General features: G+C 71.3%; 28 protein-coding genes. 17 read left to right on the top strand and 11 right to left on the bottom strand.

Going from position 1 to position 25,490, the window contains the following annotated elements; genetic code table 11:
* Positions 1-135 precede the first annotated feature (135 nt).
* From ACIRSS_RS32835 to ACIRSS_RS32825, 3 genes are read left to right on the top strand one after another with little or no spacing between them, the layout of a single operon-like run.
* Positions 136-1,512: an exonuclease domain-containing protein gene (locus ACIRSS_RS32835; protein ID WP_400901608.1), complete on the top strand. Its 1,377-nt coding sequence runs from the start codon at positions 136-138 to the stop codon at positions 1,510-1,512.
* A 25-nt stretch (positions 1,513-1,537) separates the two neighbouring features.
* Positions 1,538-2,092: an AAA family ATPase gene (locus ACIRSS_RS32830; RefSeq protein ID WP_400901606.1), complete on the top strand. Its 555-nt coding sequence runs from the start codon at positions 1,538-1,540 to the stop codon at positions 2,090-2,092.
* A 23-nt stretch (positions 2,093-2,115) separates the two neighbouring features.
* Positions 2,116-2,400 (top strand): hypothetical protein, encoded by a 285-nt coding sequence (locus ACIRSS_RS32825; RefSeq protein ID WP_400901604.1) that lies wholly within the window; start codon positions 2,116-2,118, stop codon positions 2,398-2,400.
* On the opposite strand, the gene ACIRSS_RS32820 is transcribed toward ACIRSS_RS32825, so the two are convergent.
* Complete coding sequence (locus tag ACIRSS_RS32820) at positions 2,397-2,708, bottom strand: nucleotide pyrophosphohydrolase (RefSeq protein ID WP_400901602.1); 312 nt, start codon at positions 2,706-2,708, stop codon at positions 2,397-2,399. The two genes, ACIRSS_RS32825 and ACIRSS_RS32820, sit on opposite strands and share 4 nt — an antisense overlap.
* A gap of 133 nt (positions 2,709-2,841) precedes the next feature.
* Between ACIRSS_RS32820 and ACIRSS_RS32815 the strand changes: the two genes are divergently transcribed.
* From ACIRSS_RS32815 to ACIRSS_RS32805, 3 genes are all read left to right on the top strand, one after another.
* Positions 2,842-3,762, top strand: a complete 921-nt coding sequence (locus ACIRSS_RS32815) for a nitrate- and nitrite sensing domain-containing protein (RefSeq protein ID WP_400901600.1) — start codon at positions 2,842-2,844, stop codon at positions 3,760-3,762.
* An 88-nt stretch (positions 3,763-3,850) separates the two neighbouring features.
* Positions 3,851-5,170, top strand: coding sequence for a hypothetical protein (locus tag ACIRSS_RS32810; protein ID WP_400901598.1), 1,320 nt, complete (start codon positions 3,851-3,853; stop codon positions 5,168-5,170).
* Between the two features lie 190 nt (positions 5,171-5,360).
* On the top strand, positions 5,361-6,872 hold the full coding sequence (locus tag ACIRSS_RS32805; protein WP_400901596.1) for a hypothetical protein: 1,512 nt from the start codon (positions 5,361-5,363) through the stop codon (positions 6,870-6,872).
* Positions 6,873-6,876: 4 nt separating this feature from the next.
* Here ACIRSS_RS32805 and ACIRSS_RS32800 read toward each other — a convergent pair whose 3' ends face one another.
* The 3 genes from ACIRSS_RS32800 to ACIRSS_RS32790 form a co-directional block, all read right to left on the bottom strand.
* Positions 6,877-7,029: a hypothetical protein gene (locus tag ACIRSS_RS32800; protein ID WP_400901594.1), complete on the bottom strand. Its 153-nt coding sequence runs from the start codon at positions 7,027-7,029 to the stop codon at positions 6,877-6,879.
* Positions 7,030-7,240: 211 nt separating this feature from the next.
* Positions 7,241-8,173 carry a type I pantothenate kinase gene (gene coaA, locus ACIRSS_RS32795; protein ID WP_329053240.1) on the bottom strand — a complete coding sequence of 311 codons (933 nt, stop codon included), beginning with the start codon at positions 8,171-8,173 and terminating at the stop codon, positions 7,241-7,243.
* 114 nt (positions 8,174-8,287) lie between these two features.
* A complete protein-coding gene (locus tag ACIRSS_RS32790; protein WP_400901592.1) occupies positions 8,288-8,902 on the bottom strand; it encodes a macro domain-containing protein in 615 nt (204 codons plus the stop codon).
* A 90-nt stretch (positions 8,903-8,992) separates the two neighbouring features.
* Between ACIRSS_RS32790 and pheA the strand changes: the two genes are divergently transcribed.
* The 3 genes from pheA (at position 8,993) to ACIRSS_RS32775 (ending at position 11,279) form a co-directional block, all read left to right on the top strand.
* Positions 8,993-9,901, top strand: coding sequence for a prephenate dehydratase (gene pheA / locus ACIRSS_RS32785; RefSeq protein ID WP_400901590.1), 909 nt, complete (start codon positions 8,993-8,995; stop codon positions 9,899-9,901).
* Complete coding sequence (locus tag ACIRSS_RS32780; RefSeq protein ID WP_400901588.1) at positions 9,898-10,515, top strand: histidine phosphatase family protein; 618 nt, start codon at positions 9,898-9,900, stop codon at positions 10,513-10,515. Before pheA ends, ACIRSS_RS32780 begins: the two co-directional genes overlap by 4 nt.
* Positions 10,516-10,637: 122 nt before the next feature.
* Entirely contained in the window at positions 10,638-11,279 is a 642-nt protein-coding gene (locus ACIRSS_RS32775; RefSeq protein WP_400901586.1) for a DUF4232 domain-containing protein, read from the top strand.
* A 1-nt stretch (position 11,280) separates the two neighbouring features.
* On the opposite strand, the gene ACIRSS_RS32770 is transcribed toward ACIRSS_RS32775, so the two are convergent.
* From ACIRSS_RS32770 to ACIRSS_RS32755, 4 genes are all read right to left on the bottom strand, one after another.
* The gene (locus tag ACIRSS_RS32770) at positions 11,281-11,763 is read right to left on the bottom strand and encodes a hypothetical protein (protein WP_400901584.1); all 483 of its coding nucleotides are present in this window, start codon (positions 11,761-11,763) and stop codon (positions 11,281-11,283) included.
* A gap of 38 nt (positions 11,764-11,801) precedes the next feature.
* Positions 11,802-13,043: an MFS transporter gene (locus ACIRSS_RS32765; protein WP_400901582.1), complete on the bottom strand. Its 1,242-nt coding sequence runs from the start codon at positions 13,041-13,043 to the stop codon at positions 11,802-11,804.
* 88 nt (positions 13,044-13,131) lie between these two features.
* Positions 13,132-13,482 carry a metallopeptidase family protein gene (locus tag ACIRSS_RS32760; RefSeq protein ID WP_400901580.1) on the bottom strand — a complete coding sequence of 117 codons (351 nt, stop codon included), beginning with the start codon at positions 13,480-13,482 and terminating at the stop codon, positions 13,132-13,134.
* Positions 13,482-14,510, bottom strand: coding sequence for a septum formation family protein (locus tag ACIRSS_RS32755; RefSeq protein WP_400901577.1), 1,029 nt, complete (start codon positions 14,508-14,510; stop codon positions 13,482-13,484). Before ACIRSS_RS32755 ends, ACIRSS_RS32760 begins: the two co-directional genes overlap by 1 nt.
* Before the next feature lie 155 nt (positions 14,511-14,665).
* Here ACIRSS_RS32755 and ACIRSS_RS32750 point away from each other — a divergent pair, with 155 nt between their 5' ends.
* From ACIRSS_RS32750 to ACIRSS_RS32730, 5 genes are all read left to right on the top strand, one after another.
* A complete protein-coding gene (locus ACIRSS_RS32750; RefSeq protein WP_400901576.1) occupies positions 14,666-15,217 on the top strand; it encodes a hypothetical protein in 552 nt (183 codons plus the stop codon).
* A complete protein-coding gene (locus ACIRSS_RS32745; RefSeq protein WP_400901574.1) occupies positions 15,218-16,384 on the top strand; it encodes a glutathionylspermidine synthase family protein in 1,167 nt (388 codons plus the stop codon).
* Between the two features lie 44 nt (positions 16,385-16,428).
* On the top strand, positions 16,429-16,881 hold the full coding sequence (locus ACIRSS_RS32740) for a DUF350 domain-containing protein (RefSeq protein WP_400901572.1): 453 nt from the start codon (positions 16,429-16,431) through the stop codon (positions 16,879-16,881).
* 78 nt (positions 16,882-16,959) lie between these two features.
* Positions 16,960-17,865 carry a haloalkane dehalogenase gene (locus tag ACIRSS_RS32735; protein ID WP_400901570.1) on the top strand — a complete coding sequence of 302 codons (906 nt, stop codon included), beginning with the start codon at positions 16,960-16,962 and terminating at the stop codon, positions 17,863-17,865.
* Between the two features lie 36 nt (positions 17,866-17,901).
* Positions 17,902-18,720 carry a hypothetical protein gene (locus tag ACIRSS_RS32730; protein ID WP_400901568.1) on the top strand — a complete coding sequence of 273 codons (819 nt, stop codon included), beginning with the start codon at positions 17,902-17,904 and terminating at the stop codon, positions 18,718-18,720.
* Here the strand turns inward: ACIRSS_RS32730 and ACIRSS_RS32725 are convergent.
* A complete protein-coding gene (locus ACIRSS_RS32725) occupies positions 18,717-19,571 on the bottom strand; it encodes a helix-turn-helix transcriptional regulator (protein WP_400901566.1) in 855 nt (284 codons plus the stop codon). The two genes, ACIRSS_RS32730 and ACIRSS_RS32725, sit on opposite strands and share 4 nt — an antisense overlap.
* Before the next feature lie 93 nt (positions 19,572-19,664).
* On the opposite strand from ACIRSS_RS32725, the gene ACIRSS_RS32720 reads away from it, so the two are divergent.
* Positions 19,665-20,591: an SDR family NAD(P)-dependent oxidoreductase gene (locus ACIRSS_RS32720; protein WP_400901564.1), complete on the top strand. Its 927-nt coding sequence runs from the start codon at positions 19,665-19,667 to the stop codon at positions 20,589-20,591.
* On the opposite strand, the gene ACIRSS_RS32715 is transcribed toward ACIRSS_RS32720, so the two are convergent.
* Positions 20,559-21,851, bottom strand: coding sequence for an aspartate aminotransferase family protein (locus tag ACIRSS_RS32715; protein ID WP_400901562.1), 1,293 nt, complete (start codon positions 21,849-21,851; stop codon positions 20,559-20,561). The two genes, ACIRSS_RS32720 and ACIRSS_RS32715, sit on opposite strands and share 33 nt — an antisense overlap.
* Before the next feature lie 118 nt (positions 21,852-21,969).
* Between ACIRSS_RS32715 and serS the strand changes: the two genes are divergently transcribed.
* Entirely contained in the window at positions 21,970-23,232 is a 1,263-nt protein-coding gene (serS, locus tag ACIRSS_RS32710) for a serine--tRNA ligase (RefSeq protein ID WP_400901560.1), read from the top strand.
* A 64-nt stretch (positions 23,233-23,296) separates the two neighbouring features.
* Positions 23,297-24,298 (top strand): DUF3558 family protein, encoded by a 1,002-nt coding sequence (locus tag ACIRSS_RS32705; protein WP_400901558.1) that lies wholly within the window; start codon positions 23,297-23,299, stop codon positions 24,296-24,298.
* Here the strand turns inward: ACIRSS_RS32705 and lhgO are convergent.
* Positions 24,295-25,482: an L-2-hydroxyglutarate oxidase gene (gene lhgO / locus ACIRSS_RS32700; protein WP_400901556.1), complete on the bottom strand. Its 1,188-nt coding sequence runs from the start codon at positions 25,480-25,482 to the stop codon at positions 24,295-24,297. The genes ACIRSS_RS32705 and lhgO overlap by 4 nt on opposite strands.
* Between the last annotated feature and the right edge of the window lie 8 nt (positions 25,483-25,490).

Here is a 25,490-nt window from a genome sequence, read left to right as displayed (position 1 = left end):
CGTTGTTACGCACGGGCTCGTGATCGACCACCAGTCGTTATCCGGCGGAATGTTGCCGTCACGATCACGTCACGAACCACGGTTCCGAACCGAAAAGCTGTCACAAGACGCGGCCGCCAAACGACCCGTGCAGACGTGATCGAACCTCTCCCGCTGCACGGGCCCGGCGGTCATCCCGCGCACGGAACCGACTTCACCGCCATCGACATCCGGACCACCGGGCTGCGGCCCGGGCGCGTCGTCGAGCTCGCCGCGGTGCGGGTGCACGCCGACGGCTCGGTCGCCGGTCAGCTGACGACGCTGGTGGATCCCGGCGCCGGCGTCCCGCCCGGTCCGGCGCACGGCATCACGCGCGGCGAACTCGACGACGCGCCGCCGTTCGGCGAGGTGCTCGGGCCGCTGCTCGACCTGTGCGCCGGCAGCGTGGTCGTGGCGCACGACCTGGCGTTCGTCTCGGCCTTCCTCGGCTTCGAGGTCAGCGACCTCGGGGTCCGGATGCCCGCGCTGCCGGGCGTCTCGACGCTCGCGGTGGCGCAGTCGGTCCTGCGCCTGCCGAACTACCGGCTCACCACGGTCGCGCACGCGCTGGGTGTGCCGGCCAGGCCGGGGCAGTCGGCGTTGTCCGGCGCGAGGACGGTCGCCCGGCTCGTGACGAGCATGGTCGAGCGGTACGGGTTCACGTTCGCGGCGCCACCGGTCTTCCCCGGCCTGCCCCGGTTCTCCGGCGGCCGACTGCTCCCGCGCGGCGAGGTGGCGACGGCGGAACCGGGGTGGATGGCCGACGCGGTCGAGCGGGTCGCGGCCGGCCGGGACGGCGACACCTATCTGGACCTGCTCGCGGAAGTCGTCGCGGACCAGCACCTGACGCCGGACGAGGTGACGGCGCTGGCCGCGCTGGCGGCCGAGGCCGGACTGTCCGAAGCACGGGTGCGGTCGACGCACGAGCAGCTCGTGACGGCGCTGCGCGAAATCGCGGAACGGGACGGCGTCGTGACGGCGGCGGAAGCGCGCGAGCTGCGGCAGGTGGCGACCGCGCTCGGCGTCGCCGGGGTCGACGTGCGGCCGACCGACGGCGGGAAGGCGACGCGGGTGCTGGTGCTCGGCACGACGGTGGCCGCGGACCAGCTGCGGGCGCGGGTGCTCGCGGAGGGCGTCCAGCTGGCCAAGAAGCTGACCGCGAGCGTCACGCACCTCGTGGTGGACGCGACCGTGCCGGCTGGTGAGCCGCGGCTGGCCAGGGCTGCCGAACTGGGGGCCGAAGTGCTCGACGTGCGCGGCGCGCCGGTTGCCCTCGGCTTCGAGGCGCCCGCGGTGCGGGCCGTGCCGTCGGGCGGTCGCCTGCCGAAGGTGCTGGGTGGCCGGGTCCTGATGGGCGTCGGGTTGGTGCTGATGTTCATCGTCGTGGTGGCGATGTTCGGTGGCACCCCGCTGGCCGGCGGGATCTTCCTCGCGGCGCTGGGGGTCGGCGCGCTGCTGGGCGGGTGGTGGATCGCCGAGCCGGCGCCGCGGTGAGCGGGGTTTCGGTACCGTCGACGCGGTGCCGAGACTGATCCACTTGAACGGGCCCTCCGGGATCGGGAAGTCGACGATCGCGCAGGCGTACGCCGAGCGGCGGCCCGGGGTGCTGAACCTGGACACCGATCGGGTCGTCTGCCTCATCGGGGGCTGGCGGGACACCTTCTTCGAGACCTTCAAGGCCGCGCAGCTGCTCACCCTCGCCATGGCCGAGACGCACCTGCGGACCGGGCACGACGTCGTCATGCCGCAGCTCGCCACCCGCGTGATCGACATCCAGGCCTTCGAGGACGCCGCGGGACGCTGCGGTGCCGAGTACCGGGAAGTCCTGCTCACCGCCGACAAAACCGTCGCCGGGGCGCGGTTCGCCGAGCGCGCGGCGAAGGGCGATGCCGCCACCAAAGGCGTGGACGACGTCGTCAACCAGCGCGGCGGGGTTGCCATCGTCGAACGGATCCACGACCAGCTCGCCGCTTACCTCCCGCAGCGGCCCGGCTGCCTCGTCGTGCCCACCGGCGGCCGCGCGCCCGAGCAGACCTACGCCGATGTCGTCGCGGTCCTCGGCGAAGCTCGCTGACCGCCGTGCGGTTCACTGGACGCATGGCGATACCCGAGCTCGCGTTGCGGCAGATCGAACGGTGGTGTGCCCAGCGGGTTCCCGAACACCTCCGTGACCGCCTCCGCGTCGAGTGCCGGGTCCGGGACGGTGTCGTCACCATCGTCGAGCTCCGGACCGACGACGACTCCGAAACGGGCATCGCGCAGCTGCGGTTCGACGAGTTCGGGATCTGGTCGATGCTGCGGTCCGACGGCCGGGGTGGGTGGCTGGCCGATCCGGACGCTCCCGTCGCCAGCACCCCTCCGCCGCTGCTGAGCGAAATCTAAGCCGGGAACCGCTTCTCGTTGCGGTCGATCTTCGCGTGCGCCGCGGCCGCGAGGTCCACGCCCAGGCGGTCCGCCAGCTGGAGCAGGTACAACGTGACGTCCGCGATCTCGTCCAGGACGTTCGCCGCCAGCGCGGGGTCGTCGCGCCAGGCGTCGGACTCCTCCGGGGTCAGCCACTGGAACAGCGACGTCAGCTCGCCGACCTCGCCGGACAACGCCATCACGAGGTTCTTCGGGGTGTGGTACGGCTCCCAGGCTCGGGCCGCCGCGAACGCGCGGAGGCGCTGGGTCACGTCGTCGAAGGTCACGCGCCGATTGTCCTCAGCCGTCACGGTGCGCTAACGGCCGTATGGCGGACCGGCGTTGACCGGTGAATCTCTCACTCAATAGGTTGAACTCCGTCGGGATGCTTGCGGGACTTGAGGCTGGGAAAGGAACGTCTTGAAGTACCTGCGATCCGTCCGCGGCCGCATGCTGTGCATCGCGTTCGTGCCCGGCGGTGCGCTCGTCGTCGTGGCGGTCGTGATCGCGTTCTTCCTGGTCCACCAAGCGAACCGGACGCGCGACAGCGCCATGGAGACGGCCGGGGCCGCGGGCTGGACGGCGAGTGCCGTCGGGTCGCTGCAGGCGCAGCGCAGCGCCGCGATGTCCGTGCCCGACCAACGGACCGCCGCGTACGCGAATTTCACCCAGCGGATCGACTCCGCCGTCGCCGGCCTGCGCGAGTACGCGCGGCGCGCGCCCGACGCCGAATCGGCCTACCAGCAGACCACCGCCGTCGAGCTGCTTTCCGTCGCCGAAGGCATGGACCGCTCCGATTCCCTCGCCCTGGCGGGGATCGACGGCGTGACGCGGCGGCCGTTCACCCAAGCCGTCGCCGCCTACCGGGCCGACCTGGAGCGGATCGCGCCGCAGCTCACCGAAAGTGGCCGTACCGCGTACGAGTCGCTCACCCGCAGCGCCGATTGGAGCAGGCTGGCGGCCGTCGAGGACGCGCTCGCCGCCGCCGAACCGCTGCCCGTTCCCGAGTCCACGTGGCGCAGCGCCGCCTACAGCGTGTCCCAGCAGCTCGGCAACCTGTACTCCCAGCAGAGCCAGTACGCCGTGCAGCTCACCCTCGACGACGGCCGCCGCACGCTCGCCGGCGCGATCGCCGCGAGCGCTGCCCTCCTGCTGTGCGCCGGGCTCCTGCTCGTCGTCGTGCGCCGGCTCGTCGCTCGGGTGCCCGTGCCGGTCGTGCCGATCATGGTGCCGACGATCCAGGCGGCGATCCCGCGTCCTCGGCACGCACGGTCACGACGGCCGCGCGTGCCCGAGCCGTGGCCGATGAAAGCCGTGCTCGACGACTTGCGCCGCCGATGAGGGCGTCACGACCAGTCACCGATTACGCCGAAAAGAGCACGCGGTTGGACCACACGCCGGACTGGCGGGGTCGGGCAGACTGGTGCGCGTGAGTCCCCACTCGGATCTTCGCCCCTACCTGCGCACTTTGGACGCGGAGACGCTGGCGGACCTCTTGCACGACCAAGCCGAGCGTGACCCTGAGTTGCGGCATTCGCTCGAACTGCGCGCCGCCACCCAATCCGGTGACGTCAGCGAAGCGCACCGGCTGCTCGACACCGCGGTGCCCGACGGGAACGGCGAGTACACCGCGAAGGTCGGCGCCGTCCTCGACACGCTGCAGCGGATGCTCGACGCCGGCAGCCGGGCCGACCTGGCCCCGCTCGCCCGCCGCACGGTGGACGACATCAGCGAGGTGCTGGAGCAGTCCGGTGACCACACCGGCGACCTCGGCGACCGGCTGGACCGCGCCGTCGAGCTGTACGCCCGCGCGTGCGCCGCCCGGCCGCCGGACCCGGAGAAGCTGGCCGACTGGATCCTCGAGGTCGAGTTCGACGGCCCCGGCCGCCCGGCGATCGACCTCGCCGACTTCGCGGCGGCGCTGGGCGAACCGGGCCTGCGCCGGATCAAGTCCACTGTGGACGATGTGCTCGCGGCGGGCGCCCCCGGCCACCGCCGTGACGTGGCCGAAGGGCTGCGCGAACAGCTGGCCGAGGTGCTCGGCGACGTCGACGAGCTGGTCGCGATCCTGTCCGCCAAGCCGCCGCGGCGCGACGTCAGCCTCAAGATCGTCCGGGTGCTGCGGGCCGCCGGCCGGCACAGCGAGGCCATCGCGCACGCCGCCCGCGCGCTCACCCAGGACAAGAAACCGCCCGAGCCCGACGACGAAACCTCCCGGCGCCGCCAGGAGTTCGACGCCAAGCCCGGCCGCGAGACGTACGCCGCGCTGCGCGAAGCCGCGACGGCCGACGGGAAGTGGACCGCGCAGCGCCGGGCCGCGCTGGCCCGCTTGCGCGAGCTGGCCGCCGAAGGCCTCGAGCAGGCCGACGAGCTGGCCCGCGTCCTGCTCGACGACGGCCGTCCCGACGAAGCCTGGCGCGCCTGCGTGCGCTTCGGAGCGACGCCGGAGCTGAAGCTCGAACTCGCCGAGCAGCGCGCCGCGGAGCACCCGGCCGAAACGATCCCGGTCTTCCGCGAGCACGTCGACGAGCTCATCGAGCGCAAGGACCCGCAGGCCTACCAGGAAGCCGCGCGCCGGCTGAAGCTGTTGCGCGGCTTGCACAAGCGCGCCGGGACGCCGGACGAATTCACCGCTTACCTCGCGACGCTGGTGGAAACCCACCGCCGGAAAACCCGCCTGATCACGGAAATCCGTGCCGCGCGGATCGCCTTGCCGAAAGCCGTAACCTCGCCTCGCACCCCTCGTTGAGCGAGGTGAACCGGTGATTCACGTGCACCGGGACACCGCAAGCCCGCCAAGGCGGTCACCCGCTCTGGCCAGCGACGTCGCGGTGGCCCTGTTCCGCCGTCCGGCTCGGCGCCTCCCCGTCGAGCACGCGGCCGGGACCCGCGCCAGGGCCACCGCGACCGCTCTGGTTGCGCGATGAAAACATGAGCACATGAGCCCGGTGAGTCGCGCCCGCAAGAAGGCACCGCAGCCCGTCACCCACAGCGTGACCGGCCTGTTCAAGGACGTCCTGAACGACTTTTCCGCGCTGGGCGCCGACCCCGCGCCGGTGGACGTCGAGCTGCTCGCCTCCGAGGTCCTCGGCCAGTTCCACGACGTCCCCCTCGAAGAGGGCGAGGAGTCGCTCGGCCTGGAGCTGATCGCCTTCGCGCAGCGCAAGATCACGCCGGGTGCCGCAGCGCTGCTGGCCGCGCTGAAGGTCGTCGCGGAGACCGACGTCGAGCGCAAGGCCGCCGAAGACGGCCTGCAGGTCGTCCTCGCCCGCGGCATCCCCGCGCCGAGCTGGGCCGGGGACCTGGGCCAGGTCACCGCCGGCGAGTGCTGGCGGACCGGGGACGTCTACGGCGACGAGTCCTCGCTGCTCTGCGTCTTCACCCACGGCGACCAGGCGCACGGCCTGCTCGCGCTGCTCGACTTCACCGAGGGCGGCCGGGTGCGGGACCTCGTCGTGATCGAGCAGCCCGGCGAGGTGCTCGCCGAGATGCGGGCGCAGGCCGACGCCGACCCGGAGCTGGTCGCCTTCGAGGCGGTCGACCCGGCCGAGGCGCACCGCCTGCTCGCCGACGGCCTCGACGCGACCGACCACCTCGACGACGCCGACGTCAGCGAGGACTACTCGCGCTTCCACGCGGTCGCGCTGACGTGGTCGCGCGCGCTGCCGGAGCCCGCGCTCGTGCCCGAGGTCGCCGAGTGGTCCGACACCGAACGCGCCGCCGTCGTCGAGCAGTTCGTCGCGGCCAGCGGTGAGGACGCCGACGCCGCCCGCGCGATCGGGGCGCTCCTGCTGGAGCACGGCGTGCGTACCGACCCGGCCAACCCGCTGCGCGTCGGGCCGGAGAAGATCGCGCGGTTCCTCGAAGGGCTGCTGGGCGAGGAGTTCGAGCTCGACGCCGAGCACGAGGACGCCGTCGAGCCGGTCGTGCTGGCCTGGGTGCAGTGGACGGCGGACCGCGCCGGGCTGACCGAGACCGCGGTCGCCGCGCTCGACGAGGCCGTCGCCGACTACCTGAGCGAGTACGCCGACGAGGACGACTCGCCGCTCGAGCGCTACTTCGGCGATGTCGGCGAGCTGTCGCCGACCGAGCTGGCGGACGCGCTGGAACGCCGGATGTTCGCGGTGCCGTCGCTGACCACGGAGATCGAGGACGAGGAGGTCGACCTCGACCCCACCGACCCCGATCAGCGCCGGGCGCTGGTCATCGCCGAGGCCGACGAGGACGAGGAAGAGCAGCGGCTGGTGCTGCGCGCGACGATCGTCGACCAGCTGTGGGACGACGAGCCCGCCGAAGCCTGGCAGGCCGTGCAGCGCCTGCAGGAGGGCGAGCTCGACCGCGACGAGATCTTCGAGCAGCTGATCGACGCTCTGGAAGGCAGCCTGCTGGAGTCCGAGGAATCGCTCGAATACGACGCCGACGCCTACGTGGCGGCGCTGACCGAACTTTGACGCGCTACGGGCGGGGGCCGGCCGGTTCGGCGGCCTTCGCCCGGCGCCGCTCCTGGATCCGGTCGTCGAAGTCGACGACGAACGTGCCGGCAGCCATCGCGATCAGCAAGGCCAGACCCAGCACCGCACCGACCCACGTGAGGATCATCGCGAACATCGTGGGCCTCCTCCCCAGCTCAGAGCGGTTTTCCTGACTCTTTCAGGGTCGCTTTCACCAGGGGCGCCCGGTATCGGCCAACCGGTTACGTCATCTCGGCCGATCGGCCGGGTTCCGGCGCGGAGAGTCGCGGGCGCACGACGAAGAGTGCCCGGGCGCTCGCCCAGCGTGCGAATGCGCGGCATGTGGGTGACGAGCCGCGTAACCGGTGTCAGAGCTTGCGCAGGCGGACCCGGTTGATGGCGTGGTCGCAGTCCTTGCGCAGCACGAGCGTCGCCCGGGGGCGCGTCGGCTTGATGTTCTCCATCAGGTTCGGCTCGTTGATCGACCGCCACAGGTGCCGCGCTTCGGCGCGCGCCTCGTCGTCGGGCAGGCCGGCGAAGTGGTGGAAGTGCGACGCCGGGTCGGCGAACGCCGTGTGCCGCAGCTCGAGGAACCGCTCGATGTACCAGCGCTGGATGTCGTCGGTGTGCGCGTCGACGTAGATCGAGAAGTCGAAGAGGTCGGACACCATCAGCCGCGGGCCCGGCTGCAGGACGTTGAGGCCTTCGACGATGAGGATGTCCGGCTGCTGCACGACCTGCTCCTGGCCGGGCAGGATGTCGTAAGCCAGGTGCGAGTACACCGGCGCGGCGACGCGCTCGGCGCCCGACTTCACCTCGGTGACGAACCGCAGCAGCGCGCGGCGGTCGTAGCTCTCCGGGAAGCCCTTGCGGTGCATGATCCCGCGGCGCATCAGCTCGGCGCGCGGGTACAGGAAGCCGTCGGTGGTGACCAGGTCGACGCGGGGGTGGTCCGGCCAGCGGGCGAGCAGCGTGCGCAGGATGCGGGCGGTGGTCGACTTGCCGACCGCCACGCTCCCGGCGATGCCGATCACGAACGGGACCTTCGTGCCGCGGGAGTCGTCACCGAGGAACGTCGTGGTCGCCTCGTAGAGCCGCTGGCGCGCGGCGACCTGCAGGTTGATCAGGCGGGACAGCGGGAGGTAGACGTCGGCGACCTCGGCCAGGTCGACCTGCTCGCCGAGGCCGCGCAGCCGCAGCAGCTCGGCCGCGGTCAGCGGCAACGGTGTCGAACTTCGCAGCTCTTTCCACTGTTCCCTGTGCAGCTCGACATAGGGGCTGAGTTCGCGGACCCGGGTCATCGCACACTCCTCCGGCCGTCGCCTGCACTGGCGGACGTTTCACCTGCGTGATTAACGGTAGGGCTTACGGCCGGTGAACGCGCTGTGATGTAGTCCACCCCGGGTTTCGGGTGATCACCGCGTGTGACGGAAAACCTCTTCCCACGCCGCCGCGACCTGGCGCGCGCAGGTGGCCGGGTCGACTCCGCCGACGCCGGTGCCCAGGCCCGGCATGGCGATCGTGTCGACGATCTCCCGCACCGGCCCTTCGTCGAGCCGCCCGTCGCGCCACCGCAGGAACACCGCGCGCGCGGCGAGGTAGGGGTGCACGGTGTCGGCGGGCAGCCGCTCGCCGGGTTCGCGCATGGTCGGCGCGCTGATCAGCCACGCCGGCTCGGCCTCGCCGGTCGGCACGACCACGGAGTCGCCGATCGGCAGTTCACCGCCGTGAAAAGCCAAAACGGCGCTCCGGACGTTCTGTTCGACCCCCGGGAACGCCCGCGCGTAGACGGCGTCGATGCCGCCGCGCATCCAGCCGTAGGAGTTGGCCGGGCTGACCACGGCCTGGGCGACGACGTCGAGGACCGACCCGCGGTGCACCCGGACCCGGCCCGTCAGTTTCTTGGCGGCGGCGGCCCACGCGGTGGCGAGTGGTTCATCGACGGCGCACAGCACCAGCTCCGGTGTGCGAGGGGAGACCGGCGGGTGCGTGCCCTCACGGCCGGTGTGCGTGCCCGAGTCGGCGGTCACGCCCTTAGCATCGCAAAAAATGCCACCGGGCGTAACCGGTTGGCGTACCGGCTGTCCGAGTGAAAGTCGCCACCCCCGTAGCCTGGGGATGTGTCACGCATCGCATACTTCGGCCCCCAGGGGACCTTCACCGAACAGGCCGCGCGGGTCCTCGCCGGCGGCGGAGAACTGATTCCGGTCGAGACCGTCCGGCTGGCGATGACGGCCGTCCGCAAGGGCGAGGCGGACGCCGCGTGCGTCCCCATCGAAAACTCGGTCGAGGGCGTGGTGCCCGCCACCCTCGACGCGCTCAGCGAGTCGACCCCGCTGGTCGCCGTCGCCGAGGCCATCCTGCCGATCCACTTCAGCGTGCTGACCCGGCGCGGCGGTGGCGACATCAAGACCGTCGCCAGCCACCCGCACGCGCTCGCGCAGGTCCGCGACTGGCTGGAGGTGAACCTGCCGGACGCGCACCCGGTGGCGTCGTCGTCGACGTCGGCGGCCGCGGTCGGGGTGCTGGAAGGCCAGTTCGACGCCGCGGTGTGCGCGCCGGTCGCCGCCGAGCACTACGACCTCGACGTGCTGGCCACCGAGGTCGCCGACGTCAGCGACGCGGCGACGCGGTTCCTGCTGGTCCGCCCGCCGGGCGAGCTGCCGGAGCCGACGGGCGCCGACCGGACGTCCGTGGTCGCCGCGGCCGTGAACCGCACCGGCACGCTCGCCGAGCTGCTCACCGCGCTGGCCGACCGCGGGATCAACCTGACCCGGCTCGACGCGCGGCCGACGCGGAACAACTTCGGCGAATACCGCTTCTTCATCGACTTCGAGGGCCACCTGGCCGAGCCGCGGATCCTCGACGCGCTGACGGCGTTGCGCCGGCACTGCCGCAACCTGCGGTTCCTCGGCTCGCACCCGCGGGCCGACGGGACGCGGACGACGATCGAACCCGGCTTCGGCAACGACGACTTCGTCGACGCCGCCGTGTGGGCCGACGCGGTCCGCAAGGGAGACCTGGCGTGAGGTTGCTGCTCATCCGCCACGGGCAGACCGAAGGGAACGTCCGCGGCGCGCTCGACACCGCCCTGCCCGGCCCGCCGCTGACCGAACTGGGCCGGTCGCAGGCCGAAAACCTCGCCGCGCGGCTGGCCGGGGAGCCGATCGCCGCCGTCTACGCGTCCCAGGCGATCCGCGCGCAGCAAACGGCCGCGCCCCTGGCCGCGCGGTTCGGCCTGGACGTCCAGGTCGTGGACGGCGTCCACGAGGTGACCGCCGGCGACCTGGAGGGGGCGACCGACCACGAGTCGATCCGCACCTACATGGAGGTCGTGCGGCGGTGGACGGTCGGCGAGCTGACCCCGGCGCTGCCCGGCGGCGAGAGCGGGACGCAGGTGCGCACCCGCATGCTCGACGCGGTCGGCCGGCTGCGCGCCAAGCACGAGCAGGCCGACCCGGACGGCGTGATCGCCCTGGTCAGCCACGGTGGCGCGATCCGGCTGTCGGCGGAGTGGCTGGCGGGGAACGTGCACGCGGACGTCGCCAACGCGGCCCTCATCCCGAACACCGGCCTGGTCGAGCTGGACGCCCGGCCGGACGGCCGGTGGCACTGCCTGACCTGGGTTGACACGCCGCTCTGATCGTCACGAAAGTGTGATCCCGTCACGTTTAAGACACGTTTGGTGGGGAATTAACGAGGCGAACCAACCTGCCGGAGATCCGCACGTCTACCCAGCAGCACCACACCAGGGAGGCGATTGACATGGTTCGGACGAAGCTTTCTCGGTTGCTGCCGGTTGTCGCGGCTTCGGCGGGCGTCCTCGCGCTTTCCGCCTGCGGGAGTGGCGGTACCACCAACGCGGCCAGCAGCTCGACGCCGTCGACGACGGCATCGCCCACCTCCACCACCGTGACCTCGACCGCGCCGAGCGCGACCAGCACCACGGCCGCCGCGCCGCCGGTCGCCCAGCCGGCCGACAACGGCCTCTGCAAGGCCGCCGACGTCACGCTGTCGCTCGGCCAGGGCGACGCCGGCGCGGGATCGGTGTACCGGCCGCTGCTGATCAAGAACACCAGCGCGAAGCCGTGCGAGATCCAGGGCTTCCCCGGGGTCTCCTACGTGGCCGGGAACGACGGGCACCAGGTCGGCAAGGACGCGTTCCGCGAAGGCACCAAGGGCAACGCGGTCAAGCTGGATCCGGGCCAGTCGGCGGCCGCCGACATCCAGTTCGTCAACGTGCAGAACTTCGACCCGGGCACCTGCCAGCCGACGGAGGTGAAGGGCCTGCGCATCTACCTGCCGCAGGAGACGGCGTCGAAGTTCGTGCCGTCCGGCGGCACGGCCTGCGCGAGCACGAAGATCCCGGGCAACCAGCTCTCGGTGAAGACGGTCCATCCGGCCTGACCTAGATGCGGCCGCAGATCTCCTGCGCCTGCACCAGGTGCCGCTGGCCGGCGATGTCGTTGAAGTGCAGGCTGAGCACCATCCGGGAGACGCCGTCGATGTGGTCGGCCAGCGGCTGGTAGGTGGCGTTGACCTGGGCCGCGGCCGCGGACAGCTCGCGCGCCGCGGTCATCCGGTGCAGCCGTTCGGGCGTGAGGCCGGGCGTCAGCGACGGCTGCGCGTCCCGGCTCGTGTCCGGCAGGTCGCCGACGCGGTCGAGTGCCTGGCACGCGGCCAGCGCGTCGTCGAGCGCGCCCGCGTGCACGCCGGACAGGCCCCACAGCAGCCCGAGCACGCCGCCGCCGAGCACGAACCCCGCCACCGCGCACAGCACGAGCAGCCGGCGCGACTGCGGCGCCGCCGCCTTGACCTCCTCGGACTCGGCCGAGGGCTCGTCGAAGTCGGGGTCGGCGTCGGTGCCGGTTCCGGGGTCCACGGTGCGCATAGCCGCCTCCCACCACCTGGGTGATGAGATATTTCAGCTCACAATCCCGGTTCCTGGTGCTGTAGCGCCGCGGCTGAGTCCGATTCGTCATCCAGCGGGAACCGGCGCAGCGCGACGGCCGCGAACGCGGCGATCGCCAGCATCGCCAGCCCCGAGACGGCGAACGTCCGCGCCGCCGTCCCGAGTGCCGTGGTCAGCACCCCGCCGAGCAGGGCGCCGAGCGGGATCGCGCCCCAGACGACCGTCCGCCACACCCCGAGCACCCGGCCGAGCAGCTCGCCCGGCACGAGCGTGTGCCGCGCCGTCGCGAGCACGACGTTCACCGCGACGACGGCCGCCGCGAACAGCCCGAACAGCGCCGCGCTCGCGACCGGCGAGCGCACCAGGCCCATCCCGCCGAACCCGGCGCCGCAGCCGAGGATCCCGCCGAGCACGACCGCGCGCCGGCCGGCCGCGCGCACCAGCCGCGGGGCGACGCCCGCGCCGAGCAGGCCGCCGATGCCGCCGACGAACGCGAAGAACCCGAAGGTCGCGTCGGACAGGTGGAGGTCGTCGAGCGCGTAGAGCACCAGCTGCGCCTGCGCGAGCTCGCTGACCAGGCTGAGCAGCCCGGCGACGACGACCAGCCGCAGCAGGAGCGCGTTGCCGCGCAGCCAGCGCAGGCCGTCGCCCAGTTCGGTGCGCAACCGCGTCGGCTGGTCCTCGCCGCGGCCGCGGTAGGTGCCGGCCAGGCCGAGCAGGACCGCGGCGGCGATCGCGAAGCCCGCGGAGTTGAGGAAGAACGGGAAGGCGGCGAAGAGCGCGAAGGTCATGCTGCCGATCGGGCCGCCGAGGAACGTCTGGCCGACGATCTCGCACGCCTGCAGCTTGCTGTTGGCGGCGTCGAGCGAACCGTCGCCGACGACGGCGGGGACCAGGGCGTTGGCCGCGCTGTCCGCGATCGTCTCGGCGGTGCCGATGACCAGCGCCGTCAGGTAGACCAGCCAGATCGTCATCCCGCCGGCGGCGACCAGCACGGCGAGGGTGCCGACCGCGACGGCGCGGGCGGTGTTCGCGACGACCATCGCGCGCCGCCGGTCGATCCGGTCGACCAGCGCGCCGGCGACGGCGGCGAAGAGCAGCCAGGGCAGGAACTGCGTCGCGGAGAGCCCGGCGATGAGCACGGGGTCGTGGGTCAGCGTCGTGGCCAGCAGGGGCAGGGCCACCTTGCCGATGCCGTCGCCCAGGTGGGAGGCGGCGCTCGACGTCAGCAGCCACGTGAGTCTTCGAGCAGGGTTCACCGGATCCCCCAGCACTCCTCGCAGTCACCCAATGACTTCGGGTAACAGGATAAGCGCGTGGTCAGCGACCGGCGGTCACGTTGTGGCTTCAGCCCCAGCCGAGCTCGTGCAGCCGGGCGTCGTCGATGCCGAAGTGGTGCCCCAGCTCGTGCACGACGGTGATGAGGACCTCTTCGACGACCTCGTCCTCGTCTTCGCACATCGACAGGATCGGCTGCCGGTAGATGGAGATCCGGTCGGGCAGCACCCCGCCGTACGACGACGTCCGCTCGGTCAGCGCGATGCCGTGGTAGAGCCCGAGGATGTCCGGCGCCTCTTCGTTGAACTCCTCGACGAGCACGACGACGTTGTCCATCGCCTTCGCGAACTCGGCGGGCACCTCGTCCAGGGCTTCCGAGACCAGTTCCTCGAACCGCTCCCGGCTCATTTCGACCGGCATCAGCCGTTCGTCTTCGTCGACGGCGGGGCCGAGCTCGACGGCGTCGGGCCGCCGCCCCCGTCCGACGGCGGGCCGCCGTCCTGGGGCTGGCCGCCGTCCGGGCCGCCCGGGGCGGCCTTGAGGCTGCCGGTCACGGCCTGCAGGCCGCTCTTGTCCGGCAGCAGCGCCGCGACCTTGCAGTTGACCTTGGTCGAGCCGGCGTCCCAGCTCTCCTGCTCCCGCAGGTCCCAGGTCAGGATCAGCTTCTTCGCGTCGAGGTCGGCACCGCCGGTGTAGTCGGCCGCCTGCTTGGTGCACTCGGTGTCGAGCCAGGCCTTCTGGTCGTCCTGCGTCGGGTAGGTGTCCTTGAACTTCGACTTGAGGTCGAGGGTCGCGATGATCTCGTAGGAGTGCGGCTTCGCGCAGTCGATCGGGTCGCCGACGCTCTTGCCCTGCAGCGCGAGGCAGGTGCCCGGCTCGAACACGAGCGACTGGTCCTGCTGCTTCGCCGGCCCGGTGGTCGGCAGCAGCTTGCCGCCGGGGCCCGCCCACTGCAGGCCGCAGCGCAGCTGGCGGTCGCCGTCGGCCCACTGCGACGGGGTCGGGCGCAGCAGGTTCGTCGTCAGCTTCCCGTACGGATCGAGGTTGTGGCCGAGGTAGGGCTTCACGTCGGCGGTGCACTTCTGCTGCGCGATCTGCTGCCACTGGTCCAGCGACGGCACCGGGGCGCCCGCCGGGAACTGGGCGCCGATGTCCACGAGCGCGGTCACCTCGAACAGGTGCGGCTGGGTGCAGGCCACCTTGCGCGCGTCGCTCGCGTCGGGGTTGTCCCAGGTCAGGCAGGTGCCGGGCGGGGAGTGGAAGGCCTCTTCGGCTTCCGCCGAGAGCTTGCCCGTCCCGCCACCGGCGCCGCCGGCGAAGCCGCCGCCTCCGGTGAACAGGACGCTGAGGGCGAGCGCGATGAGCGCGCCCGCGAAGATCCCGCCCATCACGACGCGGGTGCGCAGCGTCTGCGTGGCGGCTGGGAACCGATCGGCGCTGGGAGACATCGCAGTCCATGATGCCCGCGCCGCGCGCGACGTGCGCGATCCGGGTGGTTAGGGTGGGTCACGGTTTCGTGGTGGCCGGGGATTACGGAGCGCACATGACGCAAGACAACAACACTGGGGACCAGCCGCCCCCCGAGCCGCCGAAGCGCGGTTCGATGAGATTCCAGGACTCGAACACCCGTCCCAAGGAGCCCTCGCTCGCCGAGCAGCGCGCGCGTCAGCAGGCGCTGGTGCAGGAGGAACGGGACGAGGAGCTCGCCCGCCAGGCCGACGCCAAGGCGGCGACCCGGCGCAAGATCCTCATCGGCAGCGGTGTCACGGTCGGGCTCGTCGGCCTGGTCGCGACGTTCTACTCGGTCGCGAAGCCAGAGGGTGACGTCACCGCCGTCTGCACCGACAACAGCGGTGTCATCCAGAACGACGACAACTGCGACGAGACCTACGTCACCAGTCACGGCGGTTACTCCAGCGGTGGCTTCCTCTTCCTGCCGATCCCGGGCGGCGGCTACAACAGCTACCGGTACAACTACGGCGGCTCCGGCACCATCGGCCAGCACGTCTCCGGCGGCTCCTACGACCCGCCGTCGTCGCGCACCAACGTCAACACGAAGTCCGGCAAGTCCGTCCAGCGCGGCGGCTTCGGCATCAGCGGCAAGAGCGGCAGCACCGGGGGCACCGGCGGCAGCGGCAAGAGCGGGGGATCGTAGGTGTACCGGGACCGGCGTGAGCCGCGGCGCGACTGGCAGCGGATCGTCGAGGAGCAGGGACTCGTCTACGGCACGCCGGCCCGCGACAGCAGCGGCCGGGTGCGGCCGTACTGGGACGAGTCGGTGCACTACGTCTTCGACATGGACGAGGTCCTGTCGCTCGAGGCCGACGTCGAACTGCTGCACTCGATGTGCCTGGAGGCCGTCGACAACGTCGTGACGACCGAGGGCTACCAGCGCTTCGGCATCCCCGAGTGGGTCTGGCCGCACATCGCCGAGTCGTGGAAGCGGCAGGACCCGCACGTCTACGGCCGGTTCGACCTGCGCTACGACGGCAAGTCGCCGGCCAAGCTGCTGGAGTACAACGCGGACACGCCGACCACGCTGCTCGAGGCGTCGCTGCTGCAGTGGCACTGGAAGACCGACGTCTTCCCGGACGACGACCAGTGGAACTCGATCCACGAGAAGCTCGTCGAGCGGTGGGCGTTCCTGCAGGACAAGCTGCCGTCGAACGAGCTGCACTTCACCTGGTCGGCCGCGGACCCGAGCGGCGAGGACAACGTCACCACGGCGTACCTGCAGGAGACGGCGGCCGAGGCCGGGCTGGACACGGTGGGGCTGGCGATCGAGGAGATCGGCTGGGACCCGGTGCTCAAGCGGTTCGTCGACCTCGAAGAGCAGCAGATGGCGACCGTGCTGAAGCTGTACCCGTGGGAGTGGGTGGTCGACGAGGAGTTCGGCCGCCACGCCGTCGAGTCGCTGCCGCGGACGCTGTGGATCGAGCCGCTCTGGAAGATGATCCTCTCCAACAAGACGCTGCTGGCGATCCTGTGGGAGAACTACCCGGGCCACCCGAACCTGCTGCCCGCGTTCGCCGACGACCCCGGCCTGCTCACCGAGTACGTCCGCAAGCCGAAGCTGGGCCGCGAAGGCGCGAACGTCCAGATCGTCGCGACCGGCTACGAGACCCAGACCGACGGCGTCTACGGCGCCGAGGGCTTCGTCTACCAGGCGTTCGACCCGCTGCCCGAGTTCGACGGCTACCGGCCGGCGCTCGGCGCGTGGATCGTCGGGGACAGCTCGGCCGGCCTCGGCATCCGGGAGACCGGCGGCCTGGTCACCGACGACGGTGCGGCATTCGTCCCACATCGCATCCCCGAAGCGTGATACAACACCGTCGCTGATCAGCCCTTTCTCCTGGGAGACAATTCGTGAACACGACCCTTGCGCTGTCCGACACGTTCGGCTCCGACCTCGTGCGGGGGATCGGCGCGATCCTGCTGTACGGCGTCGTCGGCCTGCTGCTGATGTTCGCCGGCTTCTACGCGATCGACTGGACCACGCCGGGCAAGCTGTCGAAGCTGGTGCACGCGGGCCTGCCGAACGCCGTGATCATCACCGCGTCCGGGCTGCTCGCGATGTCGTTCATCATCGTGGTGGCGATCTTCAACTCGGCCAGCGACCTGACCGGCGGTCTGATCACGTCGCTGGTCTACGGCCTGCTCGGGATCGCCGTGCAGGTGATCGCGGTGCGGCTGCTGGAGTGGGCGACCCGGATCGACGTCGGCTCGATGATCGAGAGCGAGAAGTTCGAACCGGCCAGCGTCGTGGTCGCGGCCGCGCACATCGCGCTGGGTCTCGTGATCGCGGTCGGCATCTCCTGACCCGGACGTCGTGGGCCATCCGGTGGGGATGGCCCACGGACGTGGCCGCGTTCGCCCGTTCGCACTAGCGTGGGGTTCGTGCGCCTGCTGAGGACACCGGACGACCGGTTCACGGACCTGCCCGACTTCCCCTTCGAGCCTCGCTACGTCGAGCTCGACGACCCGCACGGCGGCTTGATCAGAGTCGGTTACGTGGAGGCGGGCCCGGCCGATGGTCCCGTCGTCCTGCTGCTCCACGGCGAACCGAGCTGGTCGTACCTGTACCGGAAGATGCTCCCGGTCCTGGCTTCGGCGGGCCTGCGCGCGATCGCCCCCGACCTGGTCGGCTTCGGCCGCTCCGACAAGCCGGGCGACCTGACGGACCACACGTACGCGCGCCACGTGGAGTGGATGCGCGGCTTCGCGTTCGACGCGCTGGACCTCCACGACGTGACGCTCGTCGGCCAGGACTGGGGCGGCCTGATCGGGCTGCGGCTGGTCGCGGAGAACCCGTCCCGGTTCGCGCGGGTGGTGGCGGCCAACACCGGCCTGCCCACGGGCGACGTCGACATGCCGGCGGTGTGGCACTCGTTCCGTGAGGCCGTCCAGAAGGCCCCGGTGCTGGACGTCGCCCGGTTCGTCCAGTCGGGCTGCAAGTCTTCCTTGTCGGAAGAAGTGCGCGCGGCTTACGACGCGCCGTTCCCGAACGAGATGTACAAGGCGGGCCCCCGGGCGATGCCGGGGTTGGTGCCGTACCGGCCGGACGACCCGGCGTCGGAAGCGAACCGCGCGGCGTGGAAGACGTTGACGGAACTGGAAATCCCATTCCTGGTGGCCTTTTCCGACGGCGACCCGATCACCGGCGGAATGGGCCCGATCCTGAAGCGCTCGATGAAGGGCGCGGAGGGTCTGGAGCACCCGGTGATCGCAGACGCGGGGCACTTCCTGCAGGAGGACAAGGGCGAGGAGCTGGCCCAGCACGTGGCGAGGTTCGTGCGGGGCTGATCCGTGCCGCGAGGTTTGCCTCGGACCCTGCTGGCGGTGGCCGCTTTGGTGGTGGTCGCCGCCGGCGGGGTCGTAGCTGTGGTGCTGTCCACCGGCGGTGATTCGGTCGCGAAGCCCTGCGACATCCCCGCTGCGGTGCCGGAACAGCCGGTCTCCGCGAAGACGGCGCCGGGTGGTGGTGGGATCGAAGTCGCGGAAACGGGGGTCTCCGCCACGGGCCTGGCCAGCATGGGCGCGGTCCTGCGCAACACCAGCCAGCGCATCGCCTACCGGACGCGGTTGACGCTCGAAGTGGTCGTCTCCGTCAACGGCCTGCCGCCGGGTCCCGTCCAAGGGCCCCTGATGACCGTGGAGATCCCGGTGCTGCTGCCGGGACAACAAGCAGGAGTGGGCCGGCCGCTCCTCAACGTCGGGGGGACCGCCAAGGTGATCTCGGCGGACGTCGATGTTCGGACGACCACCTGGTTGCCGCCCGGTTCGCTCGGTGGCTTCAGCCCGGTGACCGACACCTACGAATCGACCACTCGGGTCAAGGCTTCGCTGCCGGCCGACGCGGTGCGGTACACCGAGCGCTCGGCCAACTGCCGGGCGCTGGTCAGCCGCCGCACCGCGGTCGTGTTCCGGGGTGCGGACGGCAAGATCGTGGGTGGTGGCCTGCTGCCGCCCGACGGGAAGGGCAACCCGGCGGGCAGCGCGCAGCAGCCGCCGGCGAGCCCGTCGTGCGCTCCGGGTGAACGCAGCACCTGGGTCGTTCCCCTGCAGGCGATCCCGCCGGGCACGGACGACCCGCGGACCGAGCTGTCCTCGTACTGCGATCTCAACGCCCCGCCCTCGGACGTGAACGCTGTCGACTAGGCGTCCAATGACTGGGTGCCGAGGACCGTGGCCAGCTCCAGGCGATCCGCGTCTTCGGTGCCCGGTTCGGCGGTGTACACGCTGATCCGCAGGTCGTCCTGGGCGACGAGCAGCGTGTCGCAGTCGAGGGTGATCGGGCCTACCGACGGGTGGTCGATCGTCTTGCGGCGGGACGTGTCCGGCAGCGGTGGTGGGGCCTCGGCGTCCCAGAGCTCCGCGAATCTGGGGCTGCCCGCGGTCAGGTCGGCGATCAAGCGCCGCAACGCGTGGTCGGCGGGGTAGCGCGACGCCGTCAAGCGCAGGTCGGCCACCAGCCGTGCTTCGTGCTCGGCCTGCTCCTTCACACTGTGGACGACCCGCGAGGGCAGGTGCGTGACGTTGCGCCAGACGGCGTTGCGCTCCAGGCCGCGCCAGGCGGTCGTGTCGCCCATCAGCGCGTTGTACGGCGCGTTGGCCAGCACGAGCGTCCAGCTCGCGTCGTAGACGACCACCGGGGTGTGCGACAGCCGGTCGAGCAGTCGCTGGACGCTCGGCGCGACCCGCGACGGCACGACGTCCGGACCGGGTGCGGCGTGCCCGGCCAGCCGGAAGAGCAGGTCGCGTTCGACGTCAGATACCCGCAACGCTCGGGCCAGCGACTCCACCACCTGCGCCGAGGGCGCGGTCGCGCGCCCCTGTTCGAGGCGGGTCAGGTAGTCGGCCGAGATGCCCGCGAGCGCGGCCAGCTCCTCGCGGCGCAACCCGCTGGCCCGGCGCCGCCGGCCCGCCGGGACGCCGACGGCCTCGGGGCCCACGCGGTCGCGCCAGCGACGCACCGTTCGGCCGAACTCCCACGCCTCCACAGTGTCCATTCTGGACGACCCCGCGTGCGTTGTCCTGGCCCTGGCAGTCCTACGAAAACCGGACGACTGGGTGCGGCCCGCCCGTCGTCGCAGGCTGGAGCCATGACCGAACCAGGAACCGTCCTCATCACCGGCCCGACCCGCAACCTGGGCCGCCACACCGTGCTGGCTCTCGCCGGCCGACCCGAATCGCAGCGCCCGGACCTGCTGCTCGTCGGACGCGCAGGGCCTGATCTCACCGCGGTCGCCGACGAGGCTCGTGCCCTCGGCGCGAACGTCCGCGAGATCGGCTGCGACCTGGCGAGCCTGGAAGACGTCCGAAAAGCCGCGGCCACCGCGCGCGAGCTGCTCACGACCATGCGCCCGCTGCGCGCGCTGGTCGCCAACGCCGGCGTGATGTCGGCCGACACCCGGCAGGCCTCGGCCGACGGCTACGAGCTGACCTTCGCCGTCAACTACCTCGCCCACGCCCAGTTGATCGGCGACCTGCTCGGCTCGTTCGCCGCCCCGGCGCGGGTCGTGCTGATCGGCTCGAACACCTACCACGCCAACTTCTGGCGGAAGCTGCTGCACGTCGCCGAGGCCGACTGGGCGGACCCCGTCGAGCTGGCCCGCCCGGGCACCGGCGAGCCGAGCATGGAAGCCTCCGGCGTCGCCTACTCGAACGCCAAGCTGGCGATCCTGTACTACGCCCACGAGCTGCAGCGGCACACGGACGTCCACGTGTCCGTGTACGAGCCGGGCTGGATGCCCGGCACCGCGCTGGGCCGCGGCGCTCCCGCGGCGTTCCAGGCGATGAGCCGCGCCCTCGCCCGGATCCCCGGCGTCTCGACGCCGCAACGCTCGGGACCGCTGCTGGCCGCGATGGCCGTCGACGAGAAGTGGGCGCACCTGCGCGACGGCGCGTTCGTGGTGAAGGACAAGCCGACGGAGGTCCAGCCGGTCGCCCACGACCGCGGTCGTGAGCGCCGGCTGTGGGAGGCGACCGCCGAGCTGCTAGGCGAGCGCCGCGTGGGTGGCCGCCAGTGAGTCGACCAGGATGTCCAAACCTTCCTGGGCTTCGTCGGCGGTGAGGGTCATCGGCGGTCCCAGCCGCAGCACGTTCCCGTGCAGGCCGCCCTTCCCGATCAGCAGCCCGCGCTTCTTCGTCTCCTCCAGCATCCGCGCCGCCGCGGCCACGAACGGCTCGGTCGTGCCCGGCTTGATCAGCTCGACGCCGATCATCAGGCCCTTGCCGCGCACCTCGGCCACCAGTGGCGACTCGGCCGCGCGCAGCCCGTCGAGCAGCTGACGGCCGCGAGCGGCGCAGTTGGCCTGCAGGTCGTGGTCCTTGATGTAGTCCAGCACCGCTGTCGCGCCCGCCATCGACACCGGGTTGCCGCCGAACGTCGAGAACGACTGGGCCTGGAAGCAGTCCAAGACGTCGCCGCGGGCCACCACACCGCCCACCGCGAGGCCGTTCCCCAGCCCCTTCGCGAACGTCATCATGTCCGGCGTCACGCCGTGCGCGTCGATGCCCCAGAAGTGCTCGCCGGTGCGGCCCCAGCCGGTCTGGACCTCGTCGGAGATGAACAGCACCCCGTAGGAGTCGAGGACCTCCTTCATCGCCCGGAACAGGCCGTCCGGCGGGAGGCTGAACCCGCCGACGCCCTGGATCGGCTCGGCGATCAGACAGGCGACGTCACCCGCCGTCGCCGTGTCGAGGACGTCCACCAGGTCCGCGACGCACGCCTTGATGTAGTCCGCGTCCGACATGTCCCGGAACGGGCTGCGGTACCGGTACCCGCCGTGGACGTAGTTGACCTTGACCGGGCTCAGCGCCGACGCCGACCAGCCGCGGTTGCCCGTGATCGCGACCGTCCCGAAGGACCGGCCGTGGTAGGAGTTGCGCATCGCCAGCACCTGGTTGCTGCGCCGGAACTGCGTCGCGAGCATCAGCGCCGTGTCGTTGGCCTCGCTGCCCGAGTTCGTGAAGAACACCTTCGCGTCCGGGATACCGGACAGCTTGGCGATCCGCTCGGCCAGCTCGACCTGCGAGCGGATCAGGTACAGCGTCGAGGTGTGCAGGATGCCGGTGTCGAGCTGCTTGCGGACCGCGTCGCCGATCTCCGCGACGTCGTAGCCCATCGAGTTGGTCAGCACGCCCGCGAAGAAGTCGAGGTAGGTGCGGCCCTGGGAGTCGGTCATCCGCCGGTCGTGGGCGTGCACGATCTCGATCGGCTCTTCGTAGAGCAGGGACATCCAGGACGGCATGACAGCGCGGTGCCGGGCGAGCAGCTCATCGGTCATCGGGGCGCCTCCTCGGTGTTTCCTGGAGTATGAGGACGCCGTGAACAGCGCTTCAACGATCAGACTGTCGGGATAACCCAGTAGGGACGCACAGTCTGTACGGACTACCCTCTGACCCGTGATTGACCCCAGGACTCTGCGCGATGACCCGGAAGCCGTGCGCGCGTCGCAGCGCGCCCGTGGCGAAGACGAGGGAGTGGTCGACAAGCTGCTCTCCCTCGACACCCGCCGCCGGTCTTCGATCGCGGCCGCCGACAAGCTGCGCAACGAGCAGAAGCTCCTGGGCAAGCAGATCCCGAAGGCGCCGCCGGAGGAGAAGCAGCGGCTGCTGGCCACGGCCAAGGAGCTCGCCGCGCAGGTCAAGGCCGCCGAGGTGGAGCAGAACACCGCGTCGGAGGAGTTCGACCAGCTCTTCCGGACCGTGCCGAACCTCGTGCACCCGGACGCGCCCGTCGGGGGCGAGGACGACTTCGCCGTCGTCAAGCACGTCGGCGAGCCGACGAAGTTCGACTTCACCCCGAAGGACCACCTCGAGCTGCTCGAAGCGCTCGGCGGCGTCGACATGGAACGCGGCGCGAAGGTCTCGGGCTCGCGGTTCTACTTCCTCACCGGCGTCGGCGCGCAGCTGCAGCTCGGCCTGCTCAACATGGCCATCGCGCAGGCCCTCGAAAACGGCTTCACGCCGATGATCACGCCGTCGCTGGTGCGCCCGGAGATCATGGCCGGCACCGGCTTCCTCGGCCAGCACTCGAGCGAGATCTACCACCTCGAGGAAGACGACCTCTACCTCGTCGGGACGTCGGAGGTGCCGCTCGCCGGCTTCCACGCCGACGAGATCCTCGACCTGAACGACGGCCCGAACCGGTACGCGGGCTGGTCGTCCTGCTACCGCCGCGAGGCCGGCTCGTACGGCAAGGACACCCGCGGCATCATCCGCGTCCACCAGTTCGACAAGGTGGAGATGTTCGTCTACGCGAAGCCGGCCGACGCGGAGGCGGAGCACGAGCGGCTGCTCGGCTGGGAAGAGCAGATGCTGGCGAAGATCGAGGTGCCCTACCGGGTGATCGACACCGCGACCGGCGACCTCGGCACGTCCGCGCACCGCAAGTTCGACTGCGAGGCGTGGATCCCGACCCAGGACACCTACCGCGAGCTGACCTCGACGTCGAACTGCACGACGTTCCAGGCCCGCCGCCTCTCAGTCCGCTACCGCGACGAGAACGGCAAGCCGCAGATCGCCGCGACGCTCAACGGCACGCTGGCCACCACCCGGTGGATCGTCGCGATCGTCGAGAACCACCAGCAGGAAGACGGCTCGGTCCGCGTGCCGGAGGCGCTGCGCCCGTTCGTCGGCGGCAAGGAAGTCCTGACGCCCCGCTGATTTGGGTGGATCCACGGTGCTGCTCCGTTCGTCCCAGTAGTGTCCGGGCCGAACGGGAGGATTCATGCGCATGAAGTGGCAGGTCGTGGCGGTGCTGGCGGCCCTGACCGTGGTGTCCGGCTGCTCGGTGGCCGTCAGCGGGACGGCGTCGCCGGTGCCGGGTCAGGGCCCGATCGCCAAGGCCGTCGACGCCTGCACGCTGCTCGACCAGACCCAGGTCGACGCCCTCGGCTACGAGTCCCCCGGCCGGTCCGTGGAGGAGAACAAGGAGCGGCTGCAGGCGCCGATGTGCCTGTGGAGCACGAAGAGCGACGTCGAGCCGTCGGCCACGCTCAACGTCGGCTACGCGACGGACCTGGACTTCAACGAGTACATCGCCGGTGCCGTCCCGAAGTCCGAGCCGCAGCGGCTGGGTGGCTTCAACTGGACGCAGTACCCGTCGATCCTCGCCAACGACTGCGTGTTCTACGCGCTCTTCGGTGACAAGTCCTTCGCCTTCGTCAGCGTCTCGGGCCCGGAGCTGGCCAAGGCGTGCGAGCTGGCGAAGACCGTGGTCCCGCAGGTCGCGGCCCACCTGCCCGGCGGGCAGGCCGCGCCCCCGATCACCCCGACCGGGCCGGTGAAGGCCGAGCCGGGCGGGCCGCTGCTGTCGGCGGACCCCTGCGCGACGCTGAAGCCGGAGCAGGTGGCGCAGCTCAAGAACATCTCGCCGAACGGGCAGAAGGACAGCTCGTCGTCGGTGCCCAACGCGACCTACTGCCTCTGGGACGACACCGACGGCAACGAGGGCCAGAAGGCGTTCGAAGTCTGGTTCGGCCCGAGCACCCCGGTGACCGACTGGCCCGGCGTCAAGGGCGTCACCCCGCTCGAGACCGTCGACGTCGGCGGCAAGAAGTGGGGCGTCTACCCGAACCTGGGCGGGCTGCGCGTCACCTGCGGGGCGTTCCTGCCGATCACCGAGACGTCGTCGGTGCAGGTGGTCAGCGGGTTCATCGGCGACGACACCAAGACGTGCGACGTCGTCAAGCAGGGCCTGCCGCTGGTGACGGCAAACCTGCCGGGCTAGTCCTTCGACACCTGGTCGGCGATGTGGCGCGCGATCTCGAGCGCGCTCGTCGCGGCCGGCGACGGCGCGTTCAGGACGTGCACCTGGTCGCGCGCGGTTTCGATGAGGAAGTCGTCGACGAGCGAGCCGTCGCGGCGCATCGCCTGCGCGCGCACGCCGGAGCCGTGGCGGACGATGTCGTCCGCGGTGACGGCCGGGACAAGCCGGGCGAGGCTCGCGGCGAACCGCTTCTTCGAGAACGAGCGCCGCACCTCGTCGAGGCCGGTCGGGAACGCGTACTTCTTCGCGAGCCGCCAGGCGCCCGGGAAGGCGGCGACCTCGGCGACGTCCTTCGCGGAGAAGTCGCGCCAGCGGTAGCCCTCGCGGCGCAGCGCGAGCACGGCGTTCGGGCCGGCGTGGACGCTGCCGTCGAGCATCCGGGTGAGGTGCACGCCGAGGAACGGCAGCGTCGGGTCCGGCACCGGGTAGATCAGGCCCTTGACCAGGCCGCGGCGTTCGGGCTTGAGCTCGTAGTACTCCCCGCGGAACGGCACGATCTTCGCCGACGGCGTCAGCCCGGCGAGCCGCGCGACGCGGTCGGAGTGCAGGCCGGCGCAGTTGACGAGCGCGTCGGCCTGGACGACGTCTTCCCCGGTCGCGACCTCGACCCCGCCGTTCGCCCCGGCGCGGATCGCGAGCACGGGGCTGTTCAGCCGAAGGTCGACACCGGCTTCGTCGAGCAGCCGGACGAGCGCGGCGCAGACGCCGGGGAAGTCGATGATCCCGGTGGACTCGACCCGCAAAGCGGCGACGCAGGCGACTTCGGGCTCGTACTCGCGCGCTTCGGCGGGGGAGATCTTCTTCGCCGGGACGCCGTTGGCCTCGGCCCGCTCGGCGAGGGTGTTGAGCGCCGGGATCTCGCTTTCGTCGGTGGCGACGACGAGCTTCCCGCAGACCTCGACGGGTACGCCGTACTGCCGCGCGAAGTCCACGATGGACCGGTTCCCGGCGACGGACATCCGCGCCTTGAAGGACCCGGGCTTGTAGTAGAGCCCGGCGTGCACGACGTTCGAGTTGTGCCCGGTCTGGTGGGCGGCCCAGCGGGATTCCTTCTCCAGCACGGTGACGTCCAGCCCGCGCCTGGTCAGCTCCCAGGCCACGGCCAGACCGACGATCCCGCCCCCGACGACTACGACGTTGCGCACGATCGACC

The sequence above is a fragment of the Amycolatopsis sp. NPDC101161 genome, assembly GCF_044768185.1.
Classification (GTDB): domain Bacteria; phylum Actinomycetota; class Actinomycetes; order Mycobacteriales; family Pseudonocardiaceae; genus Amycolatopsis.
Note: the sequence above shows the minus strand (reverse complement) of the source record. Positions and strands in the feature narration are given on the sequence as shown.